Origin of the sequence: Sphingomonas phyllosphaerae (assembly GCA_036946405.1) — a bacterium.
In the GTDB taxonomy this organism is placed as follows: domain Bacteria; phylum Pseudomonadota; class Alphaproteobacteria; order Sphingomonadales; family Sphingomonadaceae; genus Sphingomonas; species Sphingomonas phyllosphaerae_D.
In genome coordinates this window covers 2,130,226-2,154,890 of sequence record JAQIJC010000001.1, presented here as the reverse complement: position 1 = coordinate 2,154,890, position 24,665 = coordinate 2,130,226, and the positions used below count along the sequence as shown (strand labels likewise).

Genomic DNA, 24,665 nt, shown 5'->3' with positions numbered 1-24,665 from the left:
AACTCGGCAGGTGTTGCGGGAAAGACACGCAATCTGTCGAGAAGATGAATGAACGTGCCGTATCCCTGCCACCGTCCGGATGCTGCGCCGCAATATGGCCTTATTACAAGTCGCTTCGACGATGGCGGGTGGGCGCGTGAAAGTCGGCGGGCTTGTCGGCGATCCACCGCAGGAAGCGACTCAGCGCGGGGATGTCGCGGATCGCGTCGAGCGTTCCGGCGCGCGCCAGCGCCGGATTGTCGGCGGCCGCGTGGATTGCACGGTGGCAGATCGGGTGGAGCGGTACGGTGTCGGTGCCGCCTTCGCTGCGCGGAACGACATGGTGCCACTCGACACGGGATCCGAGCGGACGGCCGCATAACGCGCAGCACGGCGCCGCGTCGTTCGTATCGCGCGCACGCGCCTCGGCTTCGGCGAGCCCGGCCTTGCGCCTTACGCGTCCGACCATGCGGTTGCGGTCGGACGCGAGAGGATGAACGATGCGCAGCCGATCATCGCGGCGGCGACGAGCAGCGCGAGCGGCAGCTGCGGCTGCGCCGTGGCGAGAAAGATCATATAGCCGGCTGCGATGCCGGTGCAGGCCAACAGCTTGGCGCGGCGGGGGATCGCACGATCACGCCGCCACGCGCGCAGCGTCGTGCCGAAGCGCGGGTGATCGAGCAGCCAAGCCTCGAGCCGGGGCGACGAACGCGCGAAGCAGCCGGCGGCGAGGATCAGGAAGATCGTGGTCGGCATCAACGGCAACAACGCGCCGATCACGCCCAGTGCGATGAAGAAGAATCCGAGCGCCAGCCAGCCGTAGCGGGCCGCGGCGTGCAGACGGCCGGGCTTGATCGGGTCGGCGGGGAGATCGGTCACGATCGTGTCGGTTCCTCTGCGGCGGAGCGGGAACGTCTGGCGTGGCCGTTCGGTGCCGTGCCTGGGAGCAGCGCCCTGCAATGATCCGTGGTCACCTCGCGGATTTCGCTGCGAAAGTCGCCTTCTTCTTCCACGGTGAAGGCCGGACCTCAGTTGAGAGACGATTGTAACCTCTCCATCTGGGCCCCGGCCTTCGCCGGGGTAGGGGTTGCAAAGGGCCCGGTCCCGACTTTTTGCACCGATCCCCTCGCGCGGACGGAGCTTTCGATGCGCCGATCGAAGCCCGCCCTGTCCTACGTCACGCCGCGCTGCTAACAGCGGCACCATCCGGCGCGCCGCTGGTTCTCGGTTCTGAATCCAACGCGCGATCGTCTCAACATTCGCAACATTCGCGTCCAACGGAGCCTGTCCATGTCCGACTTCGACTACGACCTTTTCGTCATCGGCGCCGGCTCCGGCGGCACGCGCGCCGCGCGCGTCTCGGCGGCGCACGGCGCAAAGGTGGCGGTGGCGGAGGAATATCGCGTCGGCGGCACCTGTGTGATCCGCGGCTGCGTCCCCAAGAAGCTGCTCGTCTACGGCGCGCATTTCGCCGAGGATCTGCGCGACGCGCGTCACTTCGGCTGGGACGTTCCCGACGACTGCGCCTTCAGCTGGCCGCGGCTGCGCGACAATGTGATGAAGGAGGTGGACCGCATCAACAAGGCGTACACCACCACGATCGAAAGCTCGGGCGCCGAGATCATCCACCAGCGCGCCACGGTTTCCGGCCCCAATGAGGTGACGCTCGCCGACGGCACGAAGAAGACCGCGAAGACGATCCTGATCGCGGTCGGCGCGCATCCCGCCATTCCGGAGTGCCCGGGCCACGAACATGGCATCACCTCGAACGAGGCGTTCCATCTCGACAGCATCCCCAAGCGCATCCTGATCGCAGGCGCGGGCTATATCGCCAACGAGTTTGCGGGCGTCTTCCATCAGCTCGGCGCGCACGTCATCCTGATGAACCGCACCAAGGAAATCCTGCGCGGCTACGACCTGCAGATCCGCGACCGTCTCCTTCAGATCAGCATGATGAAGGGGCTCGAGTTCCGCTTCGACGCCGCCTTCCAGGGGATCGACAAGGGCGAGGACGGCTGCCTTACCGTCCATATGTCTAACCATGAGCCGGTCACCGTCGACCTCGTGATGTTCGCCACCGGCCGCAAGCCCAACACGCATGGGCTAGGGCTGGAGACGGCGGGGGTGGAACTGGACGATCACGGCGCGGTCGTGGTCGACGACGATAACCGCTCCACCTGCGCGTCGATCTATGCGGTCGGCGACGTCACCAATCGCATACAGCTCACCCCGATCGCGATCCGCGAGGGGCAGGCGTTCGCCGACAACATGTTCGGCGGCAAGGCGACCAAGGTCGATTACGACTGCGTGCCCTCCGCGGTGTTCAGCCACCCGCCGCTCGCCGGTGTCGGAATGACCGAGGCGCAGGCGCGGCAGAAGCTTGGCTCGGTAAAGGTCTATTCGTCGGACTTCCGCCCGATGAAGAACGTCCTCGCCGAACGCGACGAACGCGCGCTCTACAAGATGGTGTGCGACGGCGAGACCGACCGCGTCGTCGGCATCCACATGATCGGCCCCGACGTGCCCGAGATCATCCAGGCCGCCGCGGTGGCGGTGAAGGCCGGGCTGACCAAGGCGCAGTTCGACGCGACGGTCGCGCTCCACCCGACGATGGCCGAGGAACTGGTGCTGCTGAAGTAACTCCTCGTCATCCCCGCGACGGCGGGGATGACGGGTGCGCAGATCACCCCACCACCCCCCGCCCCGCGGCGATCACCGCCGCGGTCATCCGCGCGAGGCACACCAGCCGCTCGGCCTCGTCGGTCACCCGGATCGTCCACACCTGCGACGACCGCCCGCGCGCCTCGCTGGTCGCGGTGGCGTAGACGAACCCCTCGCCGACCGGGCGCAGATGGTTGGCGTTGATCTCCATGCCGACCGCGGCGGAGGTCGCCGGATCGAGCGTCGCCATTGCCGCGACCGACGCGACCGTCTCAGCCAGCGCGACCGAGGCACCGCCATGCAGCCGCCCATATGGCTGACGCGTGCGCTGGTCGACCGGCATCCGCGCGCGCAGCCAGTCGTCGCCCGCCGCGACGAACGCGATCCCGAGAAAACCCGGCATCGAACCCGCACAGGCAGCGGTCAGCGCATCGAGGTCGAGGGGGGAATGCCAGATGCTCACGCACGATCTCCGAACGGCAGGATGGTTTCATAGCGCGCCAGCTCCGGCGCACCCGGCACGATCGCACCGTGCCGCAACAGAAAGGCATGACGAACGATCTCGGCCTGTTGCTCAAGGCCATAGCGCTCCAGCCGCCAGCCGGGCCGGATCGCATAATCGTAGCGGCAGAACGGATGGCGCTTCAGCGGCAGGAAGATGCCACGCTGATGCTGCCAGATGTGGCACATCTCGTGGATGAACAGCCCCTGCCGGTCGAGCGAGGCGGCACCGAAATCCTCGCACCACAGGTCGCCCTTCGGGTGGAAGTGGATGCAGCCACGCGGCGCCATCACCACGTCGCGCGGCTGAAAGAACGCCCATTTGCTGTTCGCCAGCGACACCGCCCGATAGTCGATCGCATCGCCATACAGCGACCGCGCCAGCGCGATCTCCGCCGCGGTCAGGGATCGCCGGTCTTCTATGGCCATATTTCGGCCAGCAGCAGCAACGGGCTCGTTCCGGTGCGGCAATGACAGGAACACTCCAGCCACACGATCGACAATCCGCCGAGCACGACCGGAAGGGCGATGCCGAGTGCGGCGATCATGTCGATCGTCTCGCGATCATAGCAATGAAGCACGATCAGCGCGGCGATGGCAGCGGTCGCCAGCTCGGCGAAAAGCGTCAGAACGAAGCGAAGAACCGCCGGGGCTCCGCTCAGCTCCTCATCCGGCGGACGAAAGCCCGGCTCACTCCGGTGCGACATCGCCCGCCGCGATCACCTTCGCCTCGACCTGCGTCGATGCACCATCCGCGAAGCGCAGCGTCAACGGCAGCCGCGATCCCGGCGTCACCGTGCGCGGCACGTCGAACAGCATCACGTGCCGCCCGCCCGGCGCGAACGCGACATCGGTCCTGGCCGGCACCGGGACGTTCGCCAGCGACTCCATCGTCACCATCCCGTTCGCGGTCATCTTGCTGCCGTGCATTTCGGCGCGAGAGACGCCCGGCGCTTCCACGCGCACCAGCGTCGTGTCCTTGCCCCCGCCACGCAGCGCGAAATAACCCGCCGCTGGCCGGTCCGGCACGGCCGCCAGCCGGACATAGCCGTCCTCCGCCACCGGGGCGGCGCCCTGCGCCGAACATCCCGCCGCGAGCACCGAAACTGCCATCATCAAGCGGCGCATGACCGTCTCCCCGTTCGACGCCCGGATGTACGGTCGCCCGACAAGGCGGGCAAGCGGTAACGGCCGGCCGCACCGCCCCCGTTCACCTGCCACGCCGCGCATCCGCATTCTTGGTGCGGAGTGTCGGCGCGGCGGCAGCCGGATCGTCGGGCCACGGATGCCGCGGATAGCGCCCGCGCATCTCGCGCGCCACGTCACGCCAACTCCCTGCCCAGAAGCCGGGCAGGTCGCGGGTCGTCTGGATCGGTCGTCCGGCAGGCGAGGTCAGCGACAGCACCAGCGGCACCCGCCGCTCGCCGACCACCGGATGCTCGGCCAGCCCGAACAACGCCTGCACGCGCAACTCGACGGTCGGACCCGCCTCGGCACCATAATCGATCGCGTGCGTCGAACCGGCCGGACTGGTGAAGTCACCCGGCGCCAACCGATCGATCTGGCGCAGGGCATCCCAGCCGAGCAGCGTGCGCAATGCGTCGGTCAGCGCGCCCGGCGCGACGGCATCGAGCCGCCGCTTGCCTGCCACCAGCGCCGGCAACCATTCGTCGAGCCGCTCGACCAGCGCTTCGTCGTCGAGCGGCACGCCCGCATAGGCCGCCCGCGTTCGCAGCGCTCGTGCCCCTTCGGACCACGGCAACAAAGCGACGCCATGCACGCGCACCCCCTCGACCAGTGCCGCCGCCACCGCCGCCGGGTCCGCCTGGCTGTCCGGCCCGCTGGAGACCCGGATGGCGCCGATCCGCCGCTCGCGCAGTGGCTGGACGCCGCCGGTCGCCGGATCGAACACCGCGGTTCGGCGCGTTTCGATCCGCTCGGCGAACAGCGTCTCGACGTCATCGGCATCGATCGTCGCGGCCGAAAGAATGCGCGCGCCCGCCGCCATTCCCTGCGTTTCCGCGACCGCCAGCCACTCCGCGCGCGCCAGCGACGAGGTCGCCTCGAGCCGGAACCCGCGTCCGCCCGCCGACACCCAGCGCTCGCCGCTCGCATCGCGCCGCCGCGCGACGCGATCCGGGAAGGCCAGCGCCACGCACGCCGCAATCGTATCACCGCTGCCCTCGCCTCCCGCCATCGCTGCCCAGCGCTTCGCCAGCGCGCGCGCATTCTCCGCCTTGGGCGAGCGATCGCCGCGCCAGCGCCGCAGCCGCAGTTCGAGATCGGCGTCCTGCCCGCCCAGTCCGCGCTCCTGCAACAGCACCGCAATCTCCGCCGCCAGCCGCTTGTCGCCCGCGCTGAGCAGCATATGCGCGAGCCGCGGCGTCATCGGCAGCCGCGCAATTCGGCGACCATGCGCGGTCGGCCGCCCGTCCGCGTCGATCGCCCCCAGCCCGAGCAGCCGCGCGCGTGCCTCGTCGATCGCCACCGCCGGTGGCGCGTCGATCCAGCGCAGCGCGCGCGGATCCGCGACACCCCACAAGGCGCACGCCAGCACCAGCGCCGACAGATCGGCCTCAAGGATCTCCGGTGGGTCGAAGCGCGGGATGCCCGCAGTCGCCGCCGCCTCCCACAAGCGATACGCGACCCCCGGCTTCTGCCGCGCGGCACGCCCGGCGCGCTGCGTCGCCGCCGCCTGGCTCGCGCGCTCGGTGACCAACCGGGTCATCCCCGCGGCGCGATCGTAGCGCGGGCGGCGCGCGAGCCCACTGTCGACCACCACGCGAATGCCGTCGAGCGTCAGGCTCGTCTCGGCGATCGAGGTCGCGAGCACCAGCTTGCGCGCACCGTTGGACTCGGCGCGGATCGCCGCGCGCTGCGCCGCCGGGTCGAGGCTGCCATGCAGCCGGTGCAGCCGGACGCCAGGCAGCTCACCGATCCGCTCGGCGGTGCGCTCGATCTCGGCGACACCGGGCAGGAAGGCGAGCACCCCGCCGTCTTCCTCGGCCAAGGCGCGCCGCACCGCGGACGCCATCGCCTCCTCGATCCGCGCCTCGGCGGCACGGCCGACATGCCGCAGCTCGAGCGGATGGCTCCGCCCCTCGCTCTCGATCATCGGCGCATCGTCCATCAACGCCGCGAACCGCGCCCCGTCGAGCGTCGCCGACATCGCCACCACCCGTAGATCGGGCCGCAGCCCGGCCTGCGCGTCAAGCGCCAGCGCGAGCCCGAAATCGCCGTCGAGGCTGCGCTCGTGCACTTCGTCGAACAGGATCGCCGCGACGCCGGTCAACTCGGGATCGTCCTGTAGCCGCGCGGTCAGGATGCCCTCGGTCACGACCGTCACGCGCGTGGCCGCCGACCGCTTGCTGTCGAGCCGTGTCGCATAGCCGAAAGTGCGCCCGACCGGCTCGCCCGCCTGCGCCGCCATCCGCTCCGCCGCCGCCCGCGCCGCGAGCCGGCGCGGGCTGGTAACCAGCACCTCGCCCGTGCACCACGGCTCACCGATCAGCGCAGGCGCTACCGCGGTGGTCTTGCCCGCCCCCGGCGGTGCGATCAGCACCGCCGACGACCGCTCGCGCAGGGCGGCGAGCAGGTCGGGCAGGACAGCATGGATCGGCAGCGAGGTCACGCGCGGGTCTGTGGCAGATCGACGCGTGCTTGAGAACCGCTGACCCTCCCGTCGCCCCTGCGCAGGCAGGGGCCTATGTCAGTGGAGTTGGGATAAGACCCCGACACACGCACGCCGCACCTGTGTCCACGGGCATACTAGACGACATAGTCATGGGCCCCTGCCTTCGCAGGGGCGACGGGAGAGAACTGATCCCCCGCCCGACGTTAAACCCCCGCGGTGATCGCCTTCAAATCGACGATCGGCCGCGCGCCGAAATGCTGGATCACCTCGGCCGCACAGATCGCGCCGAGCGTCAGCGACGCCTCCAGCGACTTGCCCTGCGCCTGACCGTGCAGGAAGCCCGCCGCGAACAGATCGCCCGCGCCGGTCGTGTCGACCACCTTGTCGATCGGCTGCGCCGGCACCACAACGCGCTCGCCGCCCGCGACCGCCATCGCCCCGCGCTCGGCGAGCGTGACGACGACCAGCGGCACCTTGCCCTGCACCGCCGCCACTGCCGCGTCGACCGTGTCGGTCTGCGTCAGGAACATGATCTCGGTCTCGTTCGCGAACAGCACGTCGATCACCCCCTGATCGATCAGCGCGTGGAAAGCGTCGCGGTGGCGATCGATTACGAACTCGGCCGACAGCGTGAAGGCGACCTTGCGACCCGCCCCGCGCGCAATGTCGATCGCGGCGCGCATCGCGGCGCGCGGCTCTTCGGGATCCCAGAGATAGCCCTCGAGATACAGATAGCGCGCATCGGCGATCAGCCCGGCGTCCAGCGCCTCGGCCGGCAGATAATGCGAGGCACCAAGGAAGGTATTCATCGTGCGCTGCCCGTCGGGCGTCACGAAGATCAGGCAGCGGCCGGTCGTCGGCGCACCGGCGCGCGATGCGGTGTCGAAGCGGATGCCCGCCGCACGGATGTCGTGCGCGAAAACCTCGCCGAGCTGATCGTCGGCGACCTGCCCGATGAACGCGCACTGGCTGCCCAGCGCCGCCATCCCCGCGATCGTGTTCGCGGCCGATCCGCCCGACACTTCCTGCCCCGGTCCCATCTTCGCATAGAGCGCGTCGGCTTCCTCGGGCGAAAAGACCAGCGCCATCGCGCCCTTGGTCATGCCATTCTCGGCGATGAACGAGTCGGTGGCGGGCGAGAGGATGTCGACGATGGCGTTGCCGATCGCGACCACGTCATAATGGGGTTCGGTCAAGGTGCTGGTTCCTGGAAGCGCGCAAAGCGCCCGACTAGAGTGCGGTCGCGGCTTGCGCAACGGGCAAGCGAGGCGCATCGCCGCATGATGATGCGCGCATTCTGGCTCTCGGTGCAGCAACTCGGCGACGCTGCGATCCTGCGCGTGCTCGCACTGTCGCTGGCGATCACGCTGGGCATCTTCGTCGCGCTTGGTGCCGGCGCGTGGTGGCTGATCGACACCGCTCTCGCCGGAGTCAGCGGGCATGGCACGCTCGCCGGCGTCGCCGCCACGTTGCTGGCCGTGTTCGGCGGGTGGCTGCTGTTCCGGGCGGTGGCGATGCTGGTTGTAGGGCTGTTCGCCGATACCATCGTCGAGGCGGTCGAACGGCGGCATTACCCGCAGGCGCTGGCGACAGCGCGCCCGGTATCGCTGGCAGGCGGCGTGCGGATGGGGCTAGCCTCGGCCGGGCGGTTCGTCGCGGTCAACCTGCTCGCCGCGCCGGTATATATCGCGCTGCTGGTCACAGGGATCGGCACCGCGGCGGCATTCTTCGTCGTCAACGGCTGGCTGCTCGGGCGCGATCTCGGCGAGATGGTCGCGGCGCGTCATCTGCCCGCTGCGGCGATGCGAGACTGGCGCGCGGCGACCGCCGGGCGGCGCTTCGTGCTGGGGCTTGCCGCGACCGGGCTGTTCGTGGTTCCGCTGCTCAACATCCTCGCGCCCGTGCTGGGCGCGGCGATGGCGACGCATCTGTTCCACGGAAACCGCCGATGAAGCTCCTAGACTCCGCCGCGCTGCTGCTCCTGCCCATGCTCGCCGGGTGCGCGACCACCACTGCACAGCGCCCGGCGGTGGCGCGCGCGGTTCCGGTCGCACTCCCGACACTGGGGCTGGAGGCGGTGATGGGACAGGATGCCGCGCAACTGACGCGCAGCTTCGGTCAGCCCGACGCCGACGTGCGCGAAGGAACGGCGCGCAAGCTGCAGTTCTCGAGCGCGATCTGCATCCTCGACGCCTATCTCTATCCCACCGCCGATCGCGCCGAGCCGCGCGTCACCTGGGTCGACGCACGACAGCGTGACGGCAGCAGCATCGATCGCGCCAGCTGCGTCGCGGCGCTCACCCGCAAGACCGGCGGCCGATAGCGCAAACATCGTCGTTGAGCGCGCCGACCTCTCGCGTTAGCCTGCGCAAAACGGGTGGGGATTCGTGATGGCACCGGCGCAGCTCAGCGTCCTTTTCTTCATGCAACTGTTTGCGATCGTCGCGGTATCTCGCGGCGTCGGCTGGCTGGCGAAACGCTATCTCGGACAACCCCAGGTCGTCGGCGAGATGATCGCGGGCGTCTTGCTCGGACCGTCGCTGCTCGGGCTGCTCGCCCCGGAGTGGCAGGCGCTGCTGTTCCCGAAGGAGACGCGCGGGCTGCTCTATGCGGTCGCGCAGCTCGGCGTCGGGCTCTACATGTTCATCGTCGGGCTCGGCTTCCGCGCGGACCATTTCCGCAGCAACGCACGTAGCGCCACCGCCGTGTCGCTGTCGGGAATGATCGCACCATTTGCGGTCGCGGTCGTGCTCGCCCCGTGGCTTCGCTCGATCCCCGGACTGTTCGGCCCCACGGTCACCGCGACGCAGGCCGCCTTGTTCACCGGCGCGTGCATCGCGATCACCGCCTTCCCGATGCTCGCCCGGATCATCCACGAACGCGGGCTGTCGGGCACGCCGCTCGGCACGCTGTCGCTTTCTTCGGGCGCGATCGACGACGCCGGGGCGTGGACGGTGTTGGCGGTGGTGCTGGCGACCTTCGGTGACGGAGCCGGCGTCGCGATCAAGGTGATCGGCGGCGCGGCGATCTTCGCGGTCGTGGTGCTCGGCGTTGGCCCCCGGCTGTTGCGCCCACTCGGCGCGCGGGCGGAGCGGACCGGAATGGTGGGTCAGACCGAGACGGGCATTGCGCTGATGCTGTTCCTGCTTGCCGCCTTCGCGATGGATGCGGTCGGCATGCACGCGGTGTTCGGCGGCTTCCTGCTCGGCGTGGCGATGCCGCGCGGCGCCTTTGCAGAAGGTTTGCGGCGGCAGCTCGAACCGATGACCGTGCTGCTGCTGCTACCGTGCTTCTTCACGTTCAGCGGGCTCAACACGCAGCTGGCGCTGGTGGCCGATCCGGCGCTGCTCGTCGTCACGCTGGTGGTGCTCGCCGCGTCGATCGTCGCAAAGGGCGGCGCATGCTGGGCGGCGGCGCGGCTTACCGGGCAGGACAATGCCACTGCGCTCGGGGTCGGCGCGCTGATGAACGCGCGCGGACTGATGGAGCTGATCATCATCAACATCGGGCTGGCACGCGGCATCATCGGGCCGGCACTGTTCTCGATGCTCGTGCTGATGGCGATCGCGACGACGCTGATGACCTCGCCGTTGTTCGAATTCGTCTATGGTCGCCGTGCCCGTGCACGCGGCGAACTGGGCGCGCTCGACGACGAAGGCGCAGCGCCTGCTCCGGAACGGGCGCTGTCCTGAACCGGAGCGGCGACGGCGCGTGCCTCAGAGGCTGATGTCACGACGCCGCATCTCGGCCTCGGCGATGTCGCGCAGCGGTGTCGCTTCGCGCTCCGAAAAGATGTCGGCGAAGTCGAGAAGATCCTCGTCATCAAGCGCGATGATCGCCGCCTTCACGGCAGCCAATCGCGCGACGGCTCGCTTGGCTTCGATCGCGCGGCGCTTCTCTCTGACTTTCAGCATGAGAGACTGCTAGCAGGATTCATCGAAATGCGAAGGATTGCATGACGATACACATGCGACCCCGGCATCGGCAGGCGTTAAGGACGATCAAAAGCCAAATCTCTGACGATCAATGGTTTTTAGTGGTTTGACAGTAATTGTCGCTTACCACACCCCTAGCGAGAGGGTTGACATGGGCAGCCTCGACGGAAGGGGATGCGCATGGATGCCGCAGGGATTGTCGCACATGTCGGCCGCAAGGGGCTGCGCTTCGCGCTGACCGACAGCGCCGGGGAACTCGTTCCCAGCAGTATGCGGCAATATGGGTCCGAGCAGAGTTCGAGCGTCTCCGGGGCGCTCTCGACGTTCCAGCACGATTCGCGGCTGGCGCGGCTGCCCGCCAATCTGGCGATCGCCGTCGCGGGGTTGCCCCGCGGCGACGCGATTTCCATCACCCACACCCGCTGGTATGTCTCGCGGTCGGGATTGCAGGCGATGCTCGGGCGGCCGCCGCTCATCCTTAACGATTTCGAGGCCGAGGCGTGGGCGCTTTGCGGCCATCGCCACCACACGTTGCTGCCGCTCGGCTCGATGCCGGCGGTCTGCCTGCAACGTCCGGGCACCTATTGCGTGATCGGCATGACCTCGGGACTGGGCGTGTCGGTGCTCGTCCATGAGCCCGACGGCAGCGTGAACGTGCTCGCCACCGAAGCCGGACATGCCGGCTTCGCCCCGGCATCGCGGAAGATGGCCGATCTCGTCGCCGCGATCTTTCCGGAGCGTTATCCGGTCGTGGCCGAGCATCTGATCTCCGCCACCGGCCTCGTCGCCATCTACAACGAGCTGGCGCGCGCGCAGAAGCTTGAGAAGCGTTTCACCAAGCCCGAGGATATCACGCGCCTCGCCGGCATCGATCCGCTCGCGCGCAGGGCATGCGAGCTGTTGTGCGAAGCGTTCTGGACCTACACCAGCGGACTGGTGCTCGGCTTCGGGGCGTGGGACGGCGTGATCGTCACCGGGAAACTGGCGGTTGCACTCCGCGAGATCCTTGCACTCGCGCCGATGGCGGCGGTCTTTCAGGGTACCGGCAAGTACATGCGGCTTCTCGCATCGGTGCCGCGGTCGGTCACCGCGTTGGAGCATGGCGAACTCAACGGCGCCGCACATGCCTTGGCCCGTCACGCGTTCCGCGAGGCAGGCGCGTCGCGACCGTCGGGGCGATCGTCCGACCTGCCGATCTCCCCGCGCCCTCCGGAACGAACGCCGGTCCTTCCATCATAATCCCGCGCGGTCGATCATCGTCGCGATTTCGGCCGGCAAGGTGGCGTCCTTCTTCGGCAACAGCCGGTTGAGCGCCGTCTGGACGCGCGTTCTTGCGACCTGATACGTCTTGTGACGGACCGCCCGCGTCGCGTTGGTGCGCCACGACGGGCTTTCACCAAGCAGCTTTTCCCATTTCGCCTCTTCGGCTTCAAGAATCGACAACGCCTGTCGCAGTCCGTCGCGGCGTCCGCGCGCATAATCCTCGGTTATTGGCGGCTTTTCCATTTCCCGCTCCATCGGCCACGCAGCGCCGCTTGGCAACGGCCGCACCCGGAAACGGCTCGGCGTCGAAGCCGAAGCGCGGTTATTTGGAGGTTTCAGCCGTCATATTGAACCCAGTCCGGGATCCACCGCGCCGCAAACGGCGGTTGCGGAACAATCGTCATTCGGAGCAGGTCTGCGCCATGATGAAGAATGGTTCGAAAGCGTGTTTGCGCCCGGGGCATCAAGCACGCGTGTCCTTACAGACGCAACCGTGAGCCCCCCCGACGCCGGCTGCGATCGATGGCGCTCACGGTAAGCGCCATCAGCGCCCGGTTGATGACGCCGTGTGTTGTTCCGGCTGCGGCTCCTGCGCGAACAGCGAACCGATCCGGCGCAGCGAGAACAGATGCGCGAAGATCAGCGCCAGCGCCCCCGACTGGACGAGCTTGCGATATTGATCGCCGCGCAGGCTCTTGAGCTTTTCTTCCGATACCATCTGGAATCCGCGGAGTACGCGCGGCGTGCCGTCTTCGCCCGGCATGCTCGCTTCCGCCTCGATCAGGAGATCGAGATCCTGCAATTCGCGCACGAAGTTTTCGGTGCGGCGGATCGCACCTTCGAACTGCTCGCAAAAACCGAGGACGTCGCGGGTCAATGCCGTCGGCTCGTCACCATCGAACAGATTGCCGTCATCACCCTCGACGAAACGATCACTTTCGCTGTCGAAGCATAGGGTCAGATCGGTCGCATTCTCGTTGAGCTTGGCGAGCAGGAACGGATAGCGGCGCACATAGGCCGGAATGTACCGTTCAGCCGCCCACTGCCCGTCCGCATCGACGTGACGGTTCGTGGCGCCCGGCATTCCCGTCAGCACGACCGGCATCGGGGTTTCGGCGCTCGCGAAGACGATCGGATAGTCCGCTTCCGCCGGGATGAACTCGTCGGTCGTCAGGACGATCGCGGGGCTTGCCGCGCCGAAGCGATAGTCGGCGGGATCGCGATCGCGAAAAATCAGCTTCTGGTGAAGCTGGCTGAGTAACGGCGTCACCGCTCTGTAGAATTGCGGCAATGCGGCGGGGGTCGCGTCAGTCATATCTATCACTTCGCCTGGGCTATAGGGATCAAGCTGCTTCGGTCGTTTCGGTAGTGCCGACCGCCAGGCGCTGGCCGAGGTGACGCAGCGAGAAGAGGTGCGCGAAGATCGCCGCCTGCGCGCCCGTGCTCATCAACTTGCGTAGCGGTTCTGCACGCAATTGCCGCAGGCGCTCCTCGTCGACCATGCTGAACCCTTTCACGGGCACCGCACGCCCTGCACTGTCGACACGCACCAGATCCACCAACAGCTCGAGTTCCAGCAGTTCGTCGATGAAGAAGCGCGTCCGGCGCACCGCTGCCTCGTAATTCTGACAAAATTCGAGGATCTGCCGCGTCGTCTCGCTGGGATTGTCGCCGTCGCTGAACAGATTGCCTTCGTCATGGTCGCGCAGCCACGGACAGGCGCCGTCGAAGCACAGGCTCATTTCGTCGACTTCGGGATCGAGACGCGCCAGCAGGAACGGATAACGCCGCACATAGGCCGGGATATAGGCCTTGTCGCGCCACGAACCGTCGTCATTGATGAACTGGTTCCGCTGCGTGTCCGGCTGGCCCGTCAGCACCATCGGGCGCAACGCGTCGCCGCCACCGAACACGATCGGGTAATGCATGATCGCTGCCGGAAACTCATCGATCGTCAGGTCGATCGTCTCGGCGCGCGCGGCAAAGGTGTAATCGGGCGTTTCGGGCATCTCATAGGTCAGGTGGCGGTGAAGCCTGCTGATCAACGGCGTGACGAAGCGATAGAAACGCGGAAGCGGCGCACTGGTCATCGGAAGCATCGGGCTTGGTCCTTTGGCTTATTGTTGTTTGCCGAGGGTGATCGGAGCCTTGGCGGGAGGTGGAGTGGTTGCGGCGGGCGCCGGATGCTTGGCGCTCCACGCCTGGTTGCGCGTCGTCATCACCTGCATCGCCTGCGCGAAGCCGTTGAGCGACAACGGCAGGACGACCGGCTTTCCCGCGCGATCGGCAACCGCGACCAGCCCCTTGGCGGCCTTGAAGAACGGCTCCAGCTCCGCTTTCGTCATCACGCGATCGATGAAGCAGCCTTCGGCTTCGCAGCGCGTGACGCGGAAATCGGAGAGGTCGGTCTTGTCGTCGAGCCGGATCAGCGGCTGCACCTGAACCAGAATGCCGAGCGGCACCTGGAACTGGACGCCGTACCGATCCCCCTGCCCGGCATAGGCGAAGGAGAAGCGCAACGGCTGGCTCGCCGCGTCCTTGGGTTGCAGCCCCTGCACCGCCTCGCACGGCGGTAAGTCGGTGCGATCGACACACAGCACCGACCAGTCGCCATAATGTTCGCTCTTCGGGGCAGCCGTCGATTGTGCCGGCGCAGCGGTAGCAACGGATTTCGGCGGAGTGGCGGCTGGCGGCGTGATCGCCGAAGCCAGCGCCGTCGCGGCCAGGAACGGGGTCATCGTATCTTTCCTTGTCTGTGTTGAATTACTTACGCCTTGCGCCGCGATCACAGTGTTGCGCCCGATCATGTCGGCGATAGCATCCGCCAGACCATTCACCGTCAAAGGAATGTTCAGACGTCCCGCTTTTGGGTCATCGAACGTTATCTTCAACCGGCGCGCCCGCGCGATCGTCGCCGCGGTTTCGAAGGGCAACACGGCTCCCGCAAGGCAACGAGCGGCGTCGCAATCGATCATCGGCAATTCGAGGGGCTTCTCCTCATCCTCTTGAAACAGCACCACTTGACCTGTCCGCAACCGCGGCGGCAACTCCGCTTCGATTGCGCACCGTCGTTGTTCAGCCACGCAACTTAGCGACAACAGGAGCACCGGGCGCTCTTTGAAATTGCTTTCAACCTGTTGCGCGATTTCACAAAAGCCGGCGCGCGCGCCCACGCGACCACACCGGACCGCCCAATTGCCATGAGCGGCGATTGCCGATGGCGCGGGCGGCGCCGCGGCGCAGCTGTCCGGCATCGCCAACCAGGCTCCGACGAACAGCGATATCGCCCGCACGCTGGAACGAAGATGTGCAACCATGGTCCGTCGCTCAGTTGCCGACGTAGTACACGTCATCGCCCAGGTTCGCGCGCGGCAGCACGCGGTGATAGGCCGCACCATCATCCTTTTCGTCAAAGCGCGCGGTCACATAGGTCGTGTCGGCCTTCCCCATCGCGTCGGTATCGGCGAGCATCCGACCGGCGCCGTCGGCACTCGTGACGCCGGTGGGTGCGGTGGACAGGACTTCGGCGGCACCGGCGTTGGCGCGTCCGGTATCGGCCTTGGCCGGCGCTTCATAAGCCGGGGCGGCAGACGTCAGGACATCCGCCGTGGAGGTCGATCCTGCGACCAGCCCGCCCGCAACCAGGTTGCCCGTTCCCGTCGACGTGCTGAGACGCCCCGCCGACACCGCGCCGACCGTCGCGGCGCGGCCGACGATCTTGTCCGCCAGCCCACGCAGCTGATCGATCGCGCCACCTGACGTGCACGCCCCCGCGATCTTGCCGCTCGTCGACGTGCACGAGACGGTCCCGCCGAAATGATTGCCGGTGTTGCTGAGGGTGATGTCCCCCACCGACTTCACTACGGCGTCGCCCGAGACGGTGACGTACTGATCCTGCGTGATCGCACCGGTGCCGCTCTGCCCCGCCGTCACCGACAGATTGCGCCCGACCTTCGTCGGACCACCCAGAACCGCATCGCCGCCGGCGACGATCGTCAGATCGCGCGAGGCATTCGTGTCACGCACGCGCACCGCCTGCGTGCCGGTCAGCGTTATGTCACGACCGGACACGGACAGCGTCTCCAGATCGCCGCTCCCCTGATAGACGGAAACGTCGCCCTTCATCACGATCGAACCACCGGTCTGGGTGAAGCTGTCGAGCACCGTGACCGAGCCGGCACCTGTCAGCCCGCCGCCGCGCTGTACCAGCGTGTCGATGGTCAGGTCCTTGTCGACCACGAGGTTGCCGCGCAGCAGATCCAGCACCGTGTCCGTGCCGCTCGGCACGGTATCGGCATCGGGCGAGGTGACGAGGCGGTCGATCGACACCTGCTGCGTGCTGTCGAACGTCAGCTTCGTCGCCGCCGGCAGCACGACGTCCGCCACGTTACTTCCGTCGGGTATCGCGCCGCCCGCCCAGTTCGCCGGATCGAACCAGTTCTTGCCGTCACCCTTGCCCGTCCAGGTGACGCTTGCCAGGCGCGTGACGCTGGTCGTCAGCCCGGTCGGTTGGACGAGGCTGTAATTGCCCGCGTCGGGACCGGTCAGGGCGTAACCCGACACCGTCACCGCCTTGTTCGCGCCGACGTTCTTGCTGTCGAAATTGGCCGTTGCGCCGGTGGTGACCAAGGCGACGATATCCGGGCCGAGCGCGGTCACCATCCCGCCGGTCAGCGCGACCGATGTGCTGCCGTCGTAGACCTTGCCGACTGCCGTGATCCCGGAGATGGAAAGGCTCGCGGGGGTGATGTCGACCGTCATTCCGCCGGGCTGGACCACGGTGTAATTGGCCGCGTCGGCACCGGATAGGGTGAAGCCCGACACGGTTACGGTCTTGCCGGCGCCGGCATTCTTGTCGGCCAGCGCGCCCACCGCGTGGGTGGCGTTCAGCGAGACGATGTCGCTGCCGAGGGGTGTCACGCTGCCGCCCGACACGCCGACGACCGTGCTCGCATCATAGGCCCTGCCCTGCGCTCCGGCCCCGACAACCGCGAGCCGGGCGGGTTCGATCTCGCCAACCAGGTTGGTCGGCGCGAGCACCTCATAGTTCAACGCGTCCGTCCCGGTCAGCGTGAGGCCGCTGACCCGCACCGCCTTGCCGCTGCCGGCATTCTTGTCGGCGAAGCGGGCGTCGACTGCCGACGTGTTCAGACGGACGTCGTCGCCGCCCAGCGGCTGCACGCTGCCGCCCGCCACCGTCGCCCCGGCGGTGGCATCATAGGTCTTCTTCGTGATCGTCATGTCCCTCACCATCAGACCGGCTCGTGCAACATCGACCGTCAGGCCGACCGGCTGGACGATCGCGTAATTGCCCGCGTCCGCCCCGCTCAGCGCATAACCGGTCGCCGTCACCGCCTTGGCGGTACCGACGTTCTTGTCGTTCATCCTCCCGGAGGCGCCTGCGGTCACCAGCGACACGGCGTCGCGACCGAGCGCCTGCACCGAGCCGCCGGTCAGCCAAACGACGTCGGTCGCGTCGTAGACCTTGTTGATCGTGGCGACGCCGGTGACCGCCAGGCTCGCTGGCGATATCGCCGCGGTCGAGGAAGCGGTCGCCGTCGCGAGGCGGTAGTTGGCGGCGTCCACGCCGGCCAGCGCCCCGGCAAGGCTCAGCGTCACGACCTTGTTGCTGCCGACGTTCTTGTCCGCGAACGTGCCGCTCGCGCCTTGCAGGTTCAATCGGACATCGTCCCGAGCGACGGCGTTCAGCAGGTTCAGGCCGCGCGCGTCGACCGCGGCGTTCGTCGTGGCGTCGTACACCTTGGACTGTGCGGAGAAGCTGCCCGCGACACTCAGCGTGCGCGCGTTGATCGCCGCGGCCAGACCGATCGGCTGCAGCAAGGTGTAATTGCCGGCGTCCGCCCCGGACAGCGCAAAGCCGGAGACGTCCACCGCCTTGCGCACGCCGGCATTCTTGTCGGCGAACGCACCGCTGGCATTGGACGTCACCAGCGTGACCGCATCGCCCGCCAGCGCGGTGACCGAACCGCCCGAGACGGTCGCCGCCGTCGTCGCATCATAGACCTTGTCGGCAACGGTCACGCCCGCCACCGATAGCGCCATCGGCGTGATGGTCGCCGTCAGCCCGGTCGGCTGCACCAGCGTGTAATTGCCCGCGTCCGTCCCCGAGATCGCATAGCCCGTCGCCGTCACCGCCTTGCCGGTGCCGACATGCTTGTCCGCGAACGTGCCGCTTGCGGCAGAGGTCGACAGGCTCACCGAGTCGCTGCCCAGCGCGCTCACCGACCCGCCCGACAGGCGCGCCGCCGTCGTCGCGTCATAGACCCGGTTCGTGGCGCGCACGCCGGTCACCGCGAGATTCGCCTTTGTAATGTCCGCCGTCAGCCCGGTCGGCTGGACCAGCGTGTAATTGCCCGAGTCCGTCCCGGAGATCGTATAGCCCGTCGCCGTGACCGCCTTGACGCTGCCGACATTCTTGTCCGCGAACGTGCCGCTCGCGCCCAAGGTCGACAGGCTCACCGTGTCGCCGCGCAGCGCGGTTACTGACCCACCCGACAGGCTTGCCGCCGTCGTCGCGTCATAGACCCGGCTCACAGCGCTCACGCCGGTCACCGCCAAATTCGCCTTTGTGATGTCCGCCGTCAGCCCGGTCGGCTGGGCCAGCGTGTAATTGCCCGCGTCCGTCCCGGAGATCGTATAGCCCGTCGCCGTGACCGCCTTGCCGGTCCCGACGTGCTTGTCCGCGAACGTGCCGCTCGCGGCCAAGGTCGACAGACTCACCGTGTCGCTGCGCAGCGCGGTCACCGACCCACCCGACAGGCTCGCCGCCGTCGTCGCGTCATAGATCCGGCTCGCGGCGCTCACGCCGGTCACCGACAGGCTCGCCTTGATAACGTCCGCCGTCAGCCCGGTCGGCTGCTCCAACGTGTAATTGCCGGCATCCACCCCCGAGATCGTATAGCCCGTCGCGGTCACCGCCTTGCCGACGCCGACGTTCTTGTCCGCGAACGTGCCGCTGGCGGCCGACGTCGACAGGCTCACCGCATCGCTGCCCAGCGCGGTCACCGACCCACCCGACAGGCGCGCCACTCTCGTCGCGTCATAGGTGCGGCTGGCCGCCGTGACACCCGACACCGCCAGCGTCGCCGGCGTGATGTCGGCGGTCGCGGTCGGCGCGGCCGTGGTGATGAAGGTGTAATTGCCCGCATCCCGGCCGGTCAGCGCCCCGGCCGTGCTCAACGTCACGGTCTTGCCCGTACCGACGTTCCTGTCGGCGAACGTGCCGGTCGCGCCGCCGAGATTCAGCTGCACATCGTCGTTCGCGACCGTGTTCGACAATCTCAACCCGGTGGTGTCGACCGTGGCCACGACGCCGGCGTCATACACCTTGCTGGTGGCGGTGAGCCGGCCGGTCAGCGCCACGACGCGGGGATCGACCACCAGATGCCCGCCGACATAGGTGAACGCGTAATTGTTCGACGTCAGCCCGCTGACGTCGATGCCGTATCGGCCGGCCCGGACCGCCCCCTGCGCACTGCCGGCATAGGACAGCGCGCCGCCGAGCACCGCATCCGTCTCGTGGTTGACGAAGCCGTTGTAATCGACGCCGTTGCCGCCCGACCACGACTGCCCGTCGTAGGTCCGCGACGCATCCTTCGCCGTGACCGTCAATGCCGCCTTGCCGACGACCAGCGCACCGTCGACGAACGTGATCGCGTAATTGCTGGCGGTCAGGCCGTTCGGCGTGATGACGTAGCTGCCCGCGTTGACCGCCCCTTGCGACGTGCCGGCGTAGGACAGCGTGCCGCCAAGCACGGTGTCGGTTTCGCCGTTGACGAAGCCCAGATAGGATACGCCGTTGCCGCCGGAATAGCCCTGCCCGTCATAGGTCTTGCTCGCGTCGGTCGCGGTGACCCGCAACGCCGCCCTGGTCACCTCATAAGCGGTGGCATTGCCGGCCGCCTGCTGCGCGGTGATCGTATAGTTCCCGCTGGTCAGCCCCGAACCGGCGATCGCATGATGCCCGACCCCGGTCGTTGCGGTAACCGGCGTCGTCCAGCTGGCGCTGCCGCCGAGGTCGGCGATGGTTTCATTGCCGGCGAAGTTCGATCCGGACACGTTGCCCGTGACGCTCGCCGGGGCCGAGCCGTAGACCGAGGTCGCCGCCGCCGCGGTATAGGTCAGCGTCAGCGCTCTCTTGTCGATCGTCAGCGCGCCGTTGGTGTAGGCGATCGTGTAGTTCGACAACCCGGTGCCGCTCGCCCCCGAAAGGCTGTCGGCATAGATGCCGGCGTTCGTACCCGATGCCAGACCCGACACAGACGTCACCTTGTCGCCGTTGACCAGCCCGCTCGTGGTGAAGCCATTGGTCTGCGCCGCGCCGTTGTAGATCGACGATCCGCGGTCGCCCGTGACCGTCAGCGCCGCCCTGGCCACCTCATAAGCGGTGGCATTGCCGGCCGCCTGCTGCGCGATGATCGTATAGTTCCCGCTGGTCAGCCCCGAACCGGCGATCGCATGATGCCCGACCCCGGTCGTTGCGGTAACCGGCGTCGTCCAGCTGGCGCTGCCGCCGAGGTCGGCGACGCCCTCGCCCGCGGCGAACGCGTTGCCCGACACCGTGCCCGACACCGCGGAAACCGTCGTGCCATAGACCGATTGCGCCGCATCCGCCGTATAGGTCAGCGTCAGCGCCTGCGGCGTGATCTTCGCCGTCGCCGTCGGCGCACTCGCCGAGAAGCTGTAGTTGCTCGTATCGACACCCGTGATCGACCCGGACGTGCTGAGCGTCACCGTCCGCGCGATGACATTGCCGCTGCCGTCGTACGCGACGTTCCTGCTGTCGAAGCTGCCCGTCGCGCCGCTGACGTTCAGGTTGACGTCGTCGCCGTTGATCTTGCCCGCCAGCGTCAGCCCGGCGGTGTCGATGGCCGCGACCGTGGTGCCGTCATAGGTCTTGTTCTGCGCGGTGAACGAACCGCCGATCGTCAGCGCCTTGGGCGTAAGCGTCTGACCGACGGTCTGGCTGGCCAGCGTATAATTGTCCGGCTGCCCGCCGTTCGTGCCGCCCATCAGCGCGTAGCTGACCGTGGCAGTCGGATTGTCGCGGATGTTCTTGCTCGACAGCGCGCCCGCTGTGCCGGTGACCGTCACCCGCTCGTTGCCCACCCAGTCGGTCACGGTGCCCAGCGTCACGGCGCCCGCCGTGGTGGTCCGGTCATATTCGCGGCTCGCCAGCGTCGTGCCGCTGATCGATAGTGCCCTGGGCGAGACGGTCGTCGTCACCGTATCGGCGGCCAGCGTGTAATTGTCCGGCTGCCCGCCGTTCGTGCCGCCCGTCAGCGCATAACTGACGCTCGCCGTGCGAGTGCCGGCGTTCTTGTCCGACAGCGCCCCCGCTGTCCCGGTCACGGTAACCGCTTCCGAATCAACGAAACCGGTCACCATGCCGAGCGTCAGCGTACCCGCGGTGGTGGTGCCGTCATAGGCCTTGCCGGCGATCGTCGTGCCGGTGATCGTCAGCGCCTTTGCGGTAATGTCCGCGGTCAGGCCGGTCGGCTGCACCAGCGTGTAATTGCCCGCGGCCGTCCCGGAGATCGTATAGCCGGTCGCGGTCACCGCCTTGCCGATGCCGACATCCTTGCCCGCGAACGTGCCACTGGCGCCCGAGATCGACAGGTTCACCGTTTCGCCGCTGACCACGCCCGAGAGCGAGCCTCCCACAAGCGCGGCTACGATATTGCCATCGTAGGTCTTGCTCGTCGCCGCCGCGCCGGTGATCGACAGCGCCGCGGCCGTGATCTTCGCCGCAACGCCCGTACTCGCGGCCAGCGTATAGTTGCTCGCACTCCCGCTGCCGTTGTTCAGCGTATACCCGACCGTCGTCGTATAGCTGCCGACATCCTTGCTTGACAGCGCCGCCGCCGCGCCGCTCACGCTCAGCGTCTCGCTGCCGATCAGCCCGCTCAGCGACCCCACCGTCAGCACCCCCGCCGCGGTCGTGCCGTTATAGACCTTGTCCGCGATGCTCGGCGCGCCGATCGTCAGCGCCTTGGCCGTGATCGCCGCCGCCACCCCCGTGCTCGCGGCCAGCGTATAGTTGCTCGCACTCCCGCTGCCGTTGTTCAGCGTATACCCGACCGTCGTCGTATAGCTGCCGACATCCTTGGACGACAGCGCCGCCGCCGCGCCGCTCACGCTCAGCGTCTCGCTGCCGACCAGACCGCTCAGCGACCCCACCGTCAGCACCCCCGCCGCGGTCGTGCCGTTATAGACCTTGTCCGCGATGCTCGGCGCGCCGATCGTCAGCGCCTTGGCCGTGATCGCCGCCGCCACCCCCGTGCTCGCGGCCAGCGTATAGTTGCTCGCACTCCCGCTGCCGTTGTTCAGCGTATACCCGACCGTCGTCGTATAGCTGCCGACATCCTTGCTTGACAGCGCCGCCGCCGCGCCGCTCACGCTCAGCGTCTCGCTGCCGATCAGCCCGCTCAGCGACCCCACCGTCAGCACCCCCGCCGCGGTCGTGCCGTTATAGACCTTGTCCGCGATGCTCGGCGCGCCGATCGTCAGCGCCTTGGCCGTGATCGCCGCCGCCACCCCCGTGCTCGCGGCCAGCGTATAGTTGCTCGCACTCCCGCTGCCGTTGTTCAGCGTATACCCGACCGTCGTCGTATAGCTGCCGACATCCTTGGACGACAGCGCCGCCGCCGCGCCGCTCACGCTCAGCGTCTCGCTCCCGACCAGACCGCTCAGCGACCCCACCGTCAGCGTCCCCGCCGCGGTCGTGCCGTCATAGACCTTGTCCGCGATCGTCGGCGCCCCGATCGACAGCGCCTTCCTGGTGATCGTCAGCGCGCCGTTGGTGTAAGCGATCGTATAGTTCGACAGCCCGGTGCCGGTCGCCGCCGACAGGCTGTCGGCATAGGTGCCGGCGTTGGTGCCGGATGCCAGACCCGACACGCCGGTGACCGTGTCGTCGTTGACCAGCCCGCTGGTGGTGAAGCCGTTGGCCTGTGCCGCACCGGTATAGACATGCGTCGTGGTATCGCCGGTTACGGTCAGCGCCGCCTTGGTGACGGTATAGGCCGAGCTGTTCGCCGCCGCCTGACTGGCGGTGATCGTATAATTCCCGCTCGTCACCCCGCTGCCGGTAATGCCATACGTCCCGGCGGCGCTCGTCGTAGCGACGGGAGATGCCCACACGGCGGCCCCGCCCAGATCGGTCACGCTTTCGTTGGGCACGAAGCCGGTGCCGGTCACGGTGCCGCCAAGCGTCGCCGGTGTCGCGCCATAGACCGAGGTCGCGGCGTTGGCGGTATAGACCAGGGCCAGCGCCGCCTTGTTCACGGTCAACGCACCGTCGACGAAGGTGATCGCATAATTGCTGCTGGTCAGGCCATTCGGCGTGATCGCATAGCTGCCCGCGTTCGTCGCGCCCTGCGCCGTGCCGGCATAGCCGAGCGTTCCGCCCAGCACGGCGTCGGTCTCGCCGTTGACGAAGCCGGCATAGGTCACGCCGTTGCCGCCCGACCAGGCAGTGCCGTCATAGGTCTTCGACGCCGCGGTAGCGGTCACCGACAGGGGCGCGGTGGCGATCGTGCTGCCGGTGTTCTGCAGGTTCGATGACAGCCTGTAACCGTAAACCGGCTTGCCGTTACTGGTGGCCGTGATTGCAACGTCCGCTTTGCGGAAGGTCACGGTCTTGTTGCCCGCCCCCACATCCTTGGAATTGAACGTGCCGGTCGTCGAGGTGTAGCCGGTGATCGTGTCGGCGCCATAGCCGGTGACCGCATCGCCGGTGAAGGCGCAGACGGTGCAGGTCACCGCGCCCGCGGGCAGCGTCGCCGCAGTCGTGCCGTCATAGGTCTTGGTGACCGCGCCCAGTGTCGCCGTCAACGTCGGCGCGCCCAGGTAAATCAGCCCGTTCTTGCCCGCATCCTGAACCAGATGCTGCGCGGCGTTATAGGTTTTGAAGTCGAACGGCAGTCCGTTGACATAATCACCGGTCGGCGAATTCGTCCAGACCTGCCAGTAACCATTCGGCGCCGACAGCGCGGCCGCGCCGGCATTGTTGGTCAGCTTCTCGGCCATCAGGTCGAGGGCGAAACCGGTATCGCTGGCGGTCAGCCTGGCGCCGCTGTTGAGGATGATGGCATTGCCGCTGTAGTTGATTCCGCTGGTGATCAGGATCGCCTTGCCGGTGATCGAGTTCAGCGTGATATCGCCGAGCAGATTGCTGGAACTGACACCACTAAGCATTCCGATGTTGACATTGCCGGCGGTTCCCGCGTCGATCGCGGTGCCCGCGGCCATGGTGATGACCGCCCTGCCCGCGTCGCGGTGCTCGGGGATCACGCCATAGCTGGTCAGATCGTTGGCGATCAGACCGACGTTGCCACCCTTCGTCGTGATGCTGGCATTGAGCAGGATCGACCGTCCCGCCTGCAAGGTCAGCGCCCCGACGCTGGACGGCGTGCCGAACACCGTGATCGGCTTGTTGACGGTGATGTCGTTCGACGCCTGAAGCGTGACGGCGGTGCCGCTGGCGAGCTGTGCGGAGATGGCCGCCGCGCCGACCGTGACGGTATCGGCCGGGGTCAGGGCATAGGTCTGGTTCAGCGAAACGCCGTCCGACCCCGCGATGCCGAACAGATAGACCGCGCCGCTCTGGCTGGAGACGTTGGCCGCGCCGCCGTCGTACATCGCCCCCACGGCCATCCGGTTGCCGACCG

The 24,665-nt window shown here is 67.7% G+C and carries 19 protein-coding genes; 5 read left to right on the top strand and 14 right to left on the bottom strand.

Translation table 11 applies throughout. From position 1 onward, the window contains the following. Positions 1 to 103 precede the first annotated feature (103 nt). A complete protein-coding gene (locus tag PGN12_10225; GenBank protein ID MEH3104269.1) occupies positions 104 to 448 on the bottom strand; it encodes an HNH endonuclease signature motif containing protein in 345 nt (114 codons plus the stop codon). Next, entirely contained in the window at positions 433 to 858 is a 426-nt protein-coding gene (locus tag PGN12_10220; protein MEH3104268.1) for a YbaN family protein, read from the bottom strand. Before PGN12_10220 ends, PGN12_10225 begins: the two co-directional genes overlap by 16 nt. Before the next feature lie 411 nt (positions 859 to 1,269). Between PGN12_10220 and gorA the strand changes: the two genes are divergently transcribed. Next, positions 1,270 to 2,619, top strand: a complete 1,350-nt coding sequence (gene gorA / locus PGN12_10215; GenBank protein ID MEH3104267.1) for a glutathione-disulfide reductase — start codon at positions 1,270 to 1,272, stop codon at positions 2,617 to 2,619. A 43-nt stretch (positions 2,620 to 2,662) separates the two neighbouring features. Here the strand turns inward: gorA and PGN12_10210 are convergent, their stop codons facing one another. From PGN12_10210 to PGN12_10185, 6 genes are all read right to left on the bottom strand, one after another. Continuing rightward, positions 2,663 to 3,103 (bottom strand): hotdog fold thioesterase, encoded by a 441-nt coding sequence (locus tag PGN12_10210; GenBank protein MEH3104266.1) that lies wholly within the window; start codon positions 3,101 to 3,103, stop codon positions 2,663 to 2,665. Next, positions 3,100 to 3,570, bottom strand: coding sequence for a vgr related protein (locus PGN12_10205; protein ID MEH3104265.1), 471 nt, complete (start codon positions 3,568 to 3,570; stop codon positions 3,100 to 3,102). Before PGN12_10205 ends, PGN12_10210 begins: the two co-directional genes overlap by 4 nt. Beyond that, a complete protein-coding gene (locus PGN12_10200; protein MEH3104264.1) occupies positions 3,561 to 3,848 on the bottom strand; it encodes a hypothetical protein in 288 nt (95 codons plus the stop codon). The genes PGN12_10205 and PGN12_10200 overlap by 10 nt, the downstream gene beginning before the upstream one ends. After that, positions 3,832 to 4,269, bottom strand: coding sequence for a copper chaperone PCu(A)C (locus tag PGN12_10195; GenBank protein ID MEH3104263.1), 438 nt, complete (start codon positions 4,267 to 4,269; stop codon positions 3,832 to 3,834). Before PGN12_10195 ends, PGN12_10200 begins: the two co-directional genes overlap by 17 nt. 82 nt (positions 4,270 to 4,351) lie before the next feature. Continuing rightward, complete coding sequence (hrpB, locus tag PGN12_10190; GenBank protein MEH3104262.1) at positions 4,352 to 6,772, bottom strand: ATP-dependent helicase HrpB; 2,421 nt, start codon at positions 6,770 to 6,772, stop codon at positions 4,352 to 4,354. A gap of 206 nt (positions 6,773 to 6,978) precedes the next feature. Beyond that, a complete protein-coding gene (locus PGN12_10185) occupies positions 6,979 to 7,971 on the bottom strand; it encodes an adenosine kinase (protein MEH3104261.1) in 993 nt (330 codons plus the stop codon). Between the two features lie 87 nt (positions 7,972 to 8,058). Between PGN12_10185 and PGN12_10180 the strand changes: the two genes are divergently transcribed. The 3 genes from PGN12_10180 (at position 8,059) to PGN12_10170 (ending at position 10,467) form a co-directional block, all read left to right on the top strand. After that, positions 8,059 to 8,727 carry an EI24 domain-containing protein gene (locus PGN12_10180; GenBank protein ID MEH3104260.1) on the top strand — a complete coding sequence of 223 codons (669 nt, stop codon included), beginning with the start codon at positions 8,059 to 8,061 and terminating at the stop codon, positions 8,725 to 8,727. Next, on the top strand, positions 8,724 to 9,098 hold the full coding sequence (locus PGN12_10175; protein ID MEH3104259.1) for a hypothetical protein: 375 nt from the start codon (positions 8,724 to 8,726) through the stop codon (positions 9,096 to 9,098). The genes PGN12_10180 and PGN12_10175 overlap by 4 nt, the downstream gene beginning before the upstream one ends. A 67-nt stretch (positions 9,099 to 9,165) precedes the next feature. Next, on the top strand, positions 9,166 to 10,467 hold the full coding sequence (locus PGN12_10170) for a cation:proton antiporter (GenBank protein MEH3104258.1): 1,302 nt from the start codon (positions 9,166 to 9,168) through the stop codon (positions 10,465 to 10,467). 24 nt (positions 10,468 to 10,491) lie between these two features. On the opposite strand, the gene PGN12_10165 is transcribed toward PGN12_10170, so the two are convergent. Further along, positions 10,492 to 10,689, bottom strand: coding sequence for a hypothetical protein (locus PGN12_10165; protein MEH3104257.1), 198 nt, complete (start codon positions 10,687 to 10,689; stop codon positions 10,492 to 10,494). Between the two features lie 201 nt (positions 10,690 to 10,890). Between PGN12_10165 and PGN12_10160 the strand changes: the two genes are divergently transcribed. Beyond that, complete coding sequence (locus PGN12_10160) at positions 10,891 to 11,949, top strand: glucokinase (protein MEH3104256.1); 1,059 nt, start codon at positions 10,891 to 10,893, stop codon at positions 11,947 to 11,949. Here the strand turns inward: PGN12_10160 and PGN12_10155 are convergent. The 5 genes from PGN12_10155 to PGN12_10135 all read right to left on the bottom strand — a co-directional run bounded on the left by PGN12_10155 (position 11,944) and on the right by PGN12_10135 (position 24,651). Then, positions 11,944 to 12,216: a hypothetical protein gene (locus PGN12_10155; protein ID MEH3104255.1), complete on the bottom strand. Its 273-nt coding sequence runs from the start codon at positions 12,214 to 12,216 to the stop codon at positions 11,944 to 11,946. The two genes, PGN12_10160 and PGN12_10155, sit on opposite strands and share 6 nt — an antisense overlap. 301 nt (positions 12,217 to 12,517) lie before the next feature. After that, entirely contained in the window at positions 12,518 to 13,288 is a 771-nt protein-coding gene (locus tag PGN12_10150) for a SapC family protein (GenBank protein ID MEH3104254.1), read from the bottom strand. Positions 13,289 to 13,316: 28 nt separating this feature from the next. Continuing rightward, on the bottom strand, positions 13,317 to 14,072 hold the full coding sequence (locus tag PGN12_10145; GenBank protein MEH3104253.1) for a SapC family protein: 756 nt from the start codon (positions 14,070 to 14,072) through the stop codon (positions 13,317 to 13,319). Positions 14,073 to 14,090: 18 nt separating this feature from the next. After that, positions 14,091 to 15,290, bottom strand: a complete 1,200-nt coding sequence (locus tag PGN12_10140; protein MEH3104252.1) for an invasion associated locus B family protein — start codon at positions 15,288 to 15,290, stop codon at positions 14,091 to 14,093. Positions 15,291 to 15,300: 10 nt separating this feature from the next. Beyond that, positions 15,301 to 24,651, bottom strand: coding sequence for a YDG domain-containing protein (locus PGN12_10135; GenBank protein ID MEH3104251.1), 9,351 nt, complete (start codon positions 24,649 to 24,651; stop codon positions 15,301 to 15,303). Between the last annotated feature and the right edge of the window lie 14 nt (positions 24,652 to 24,665).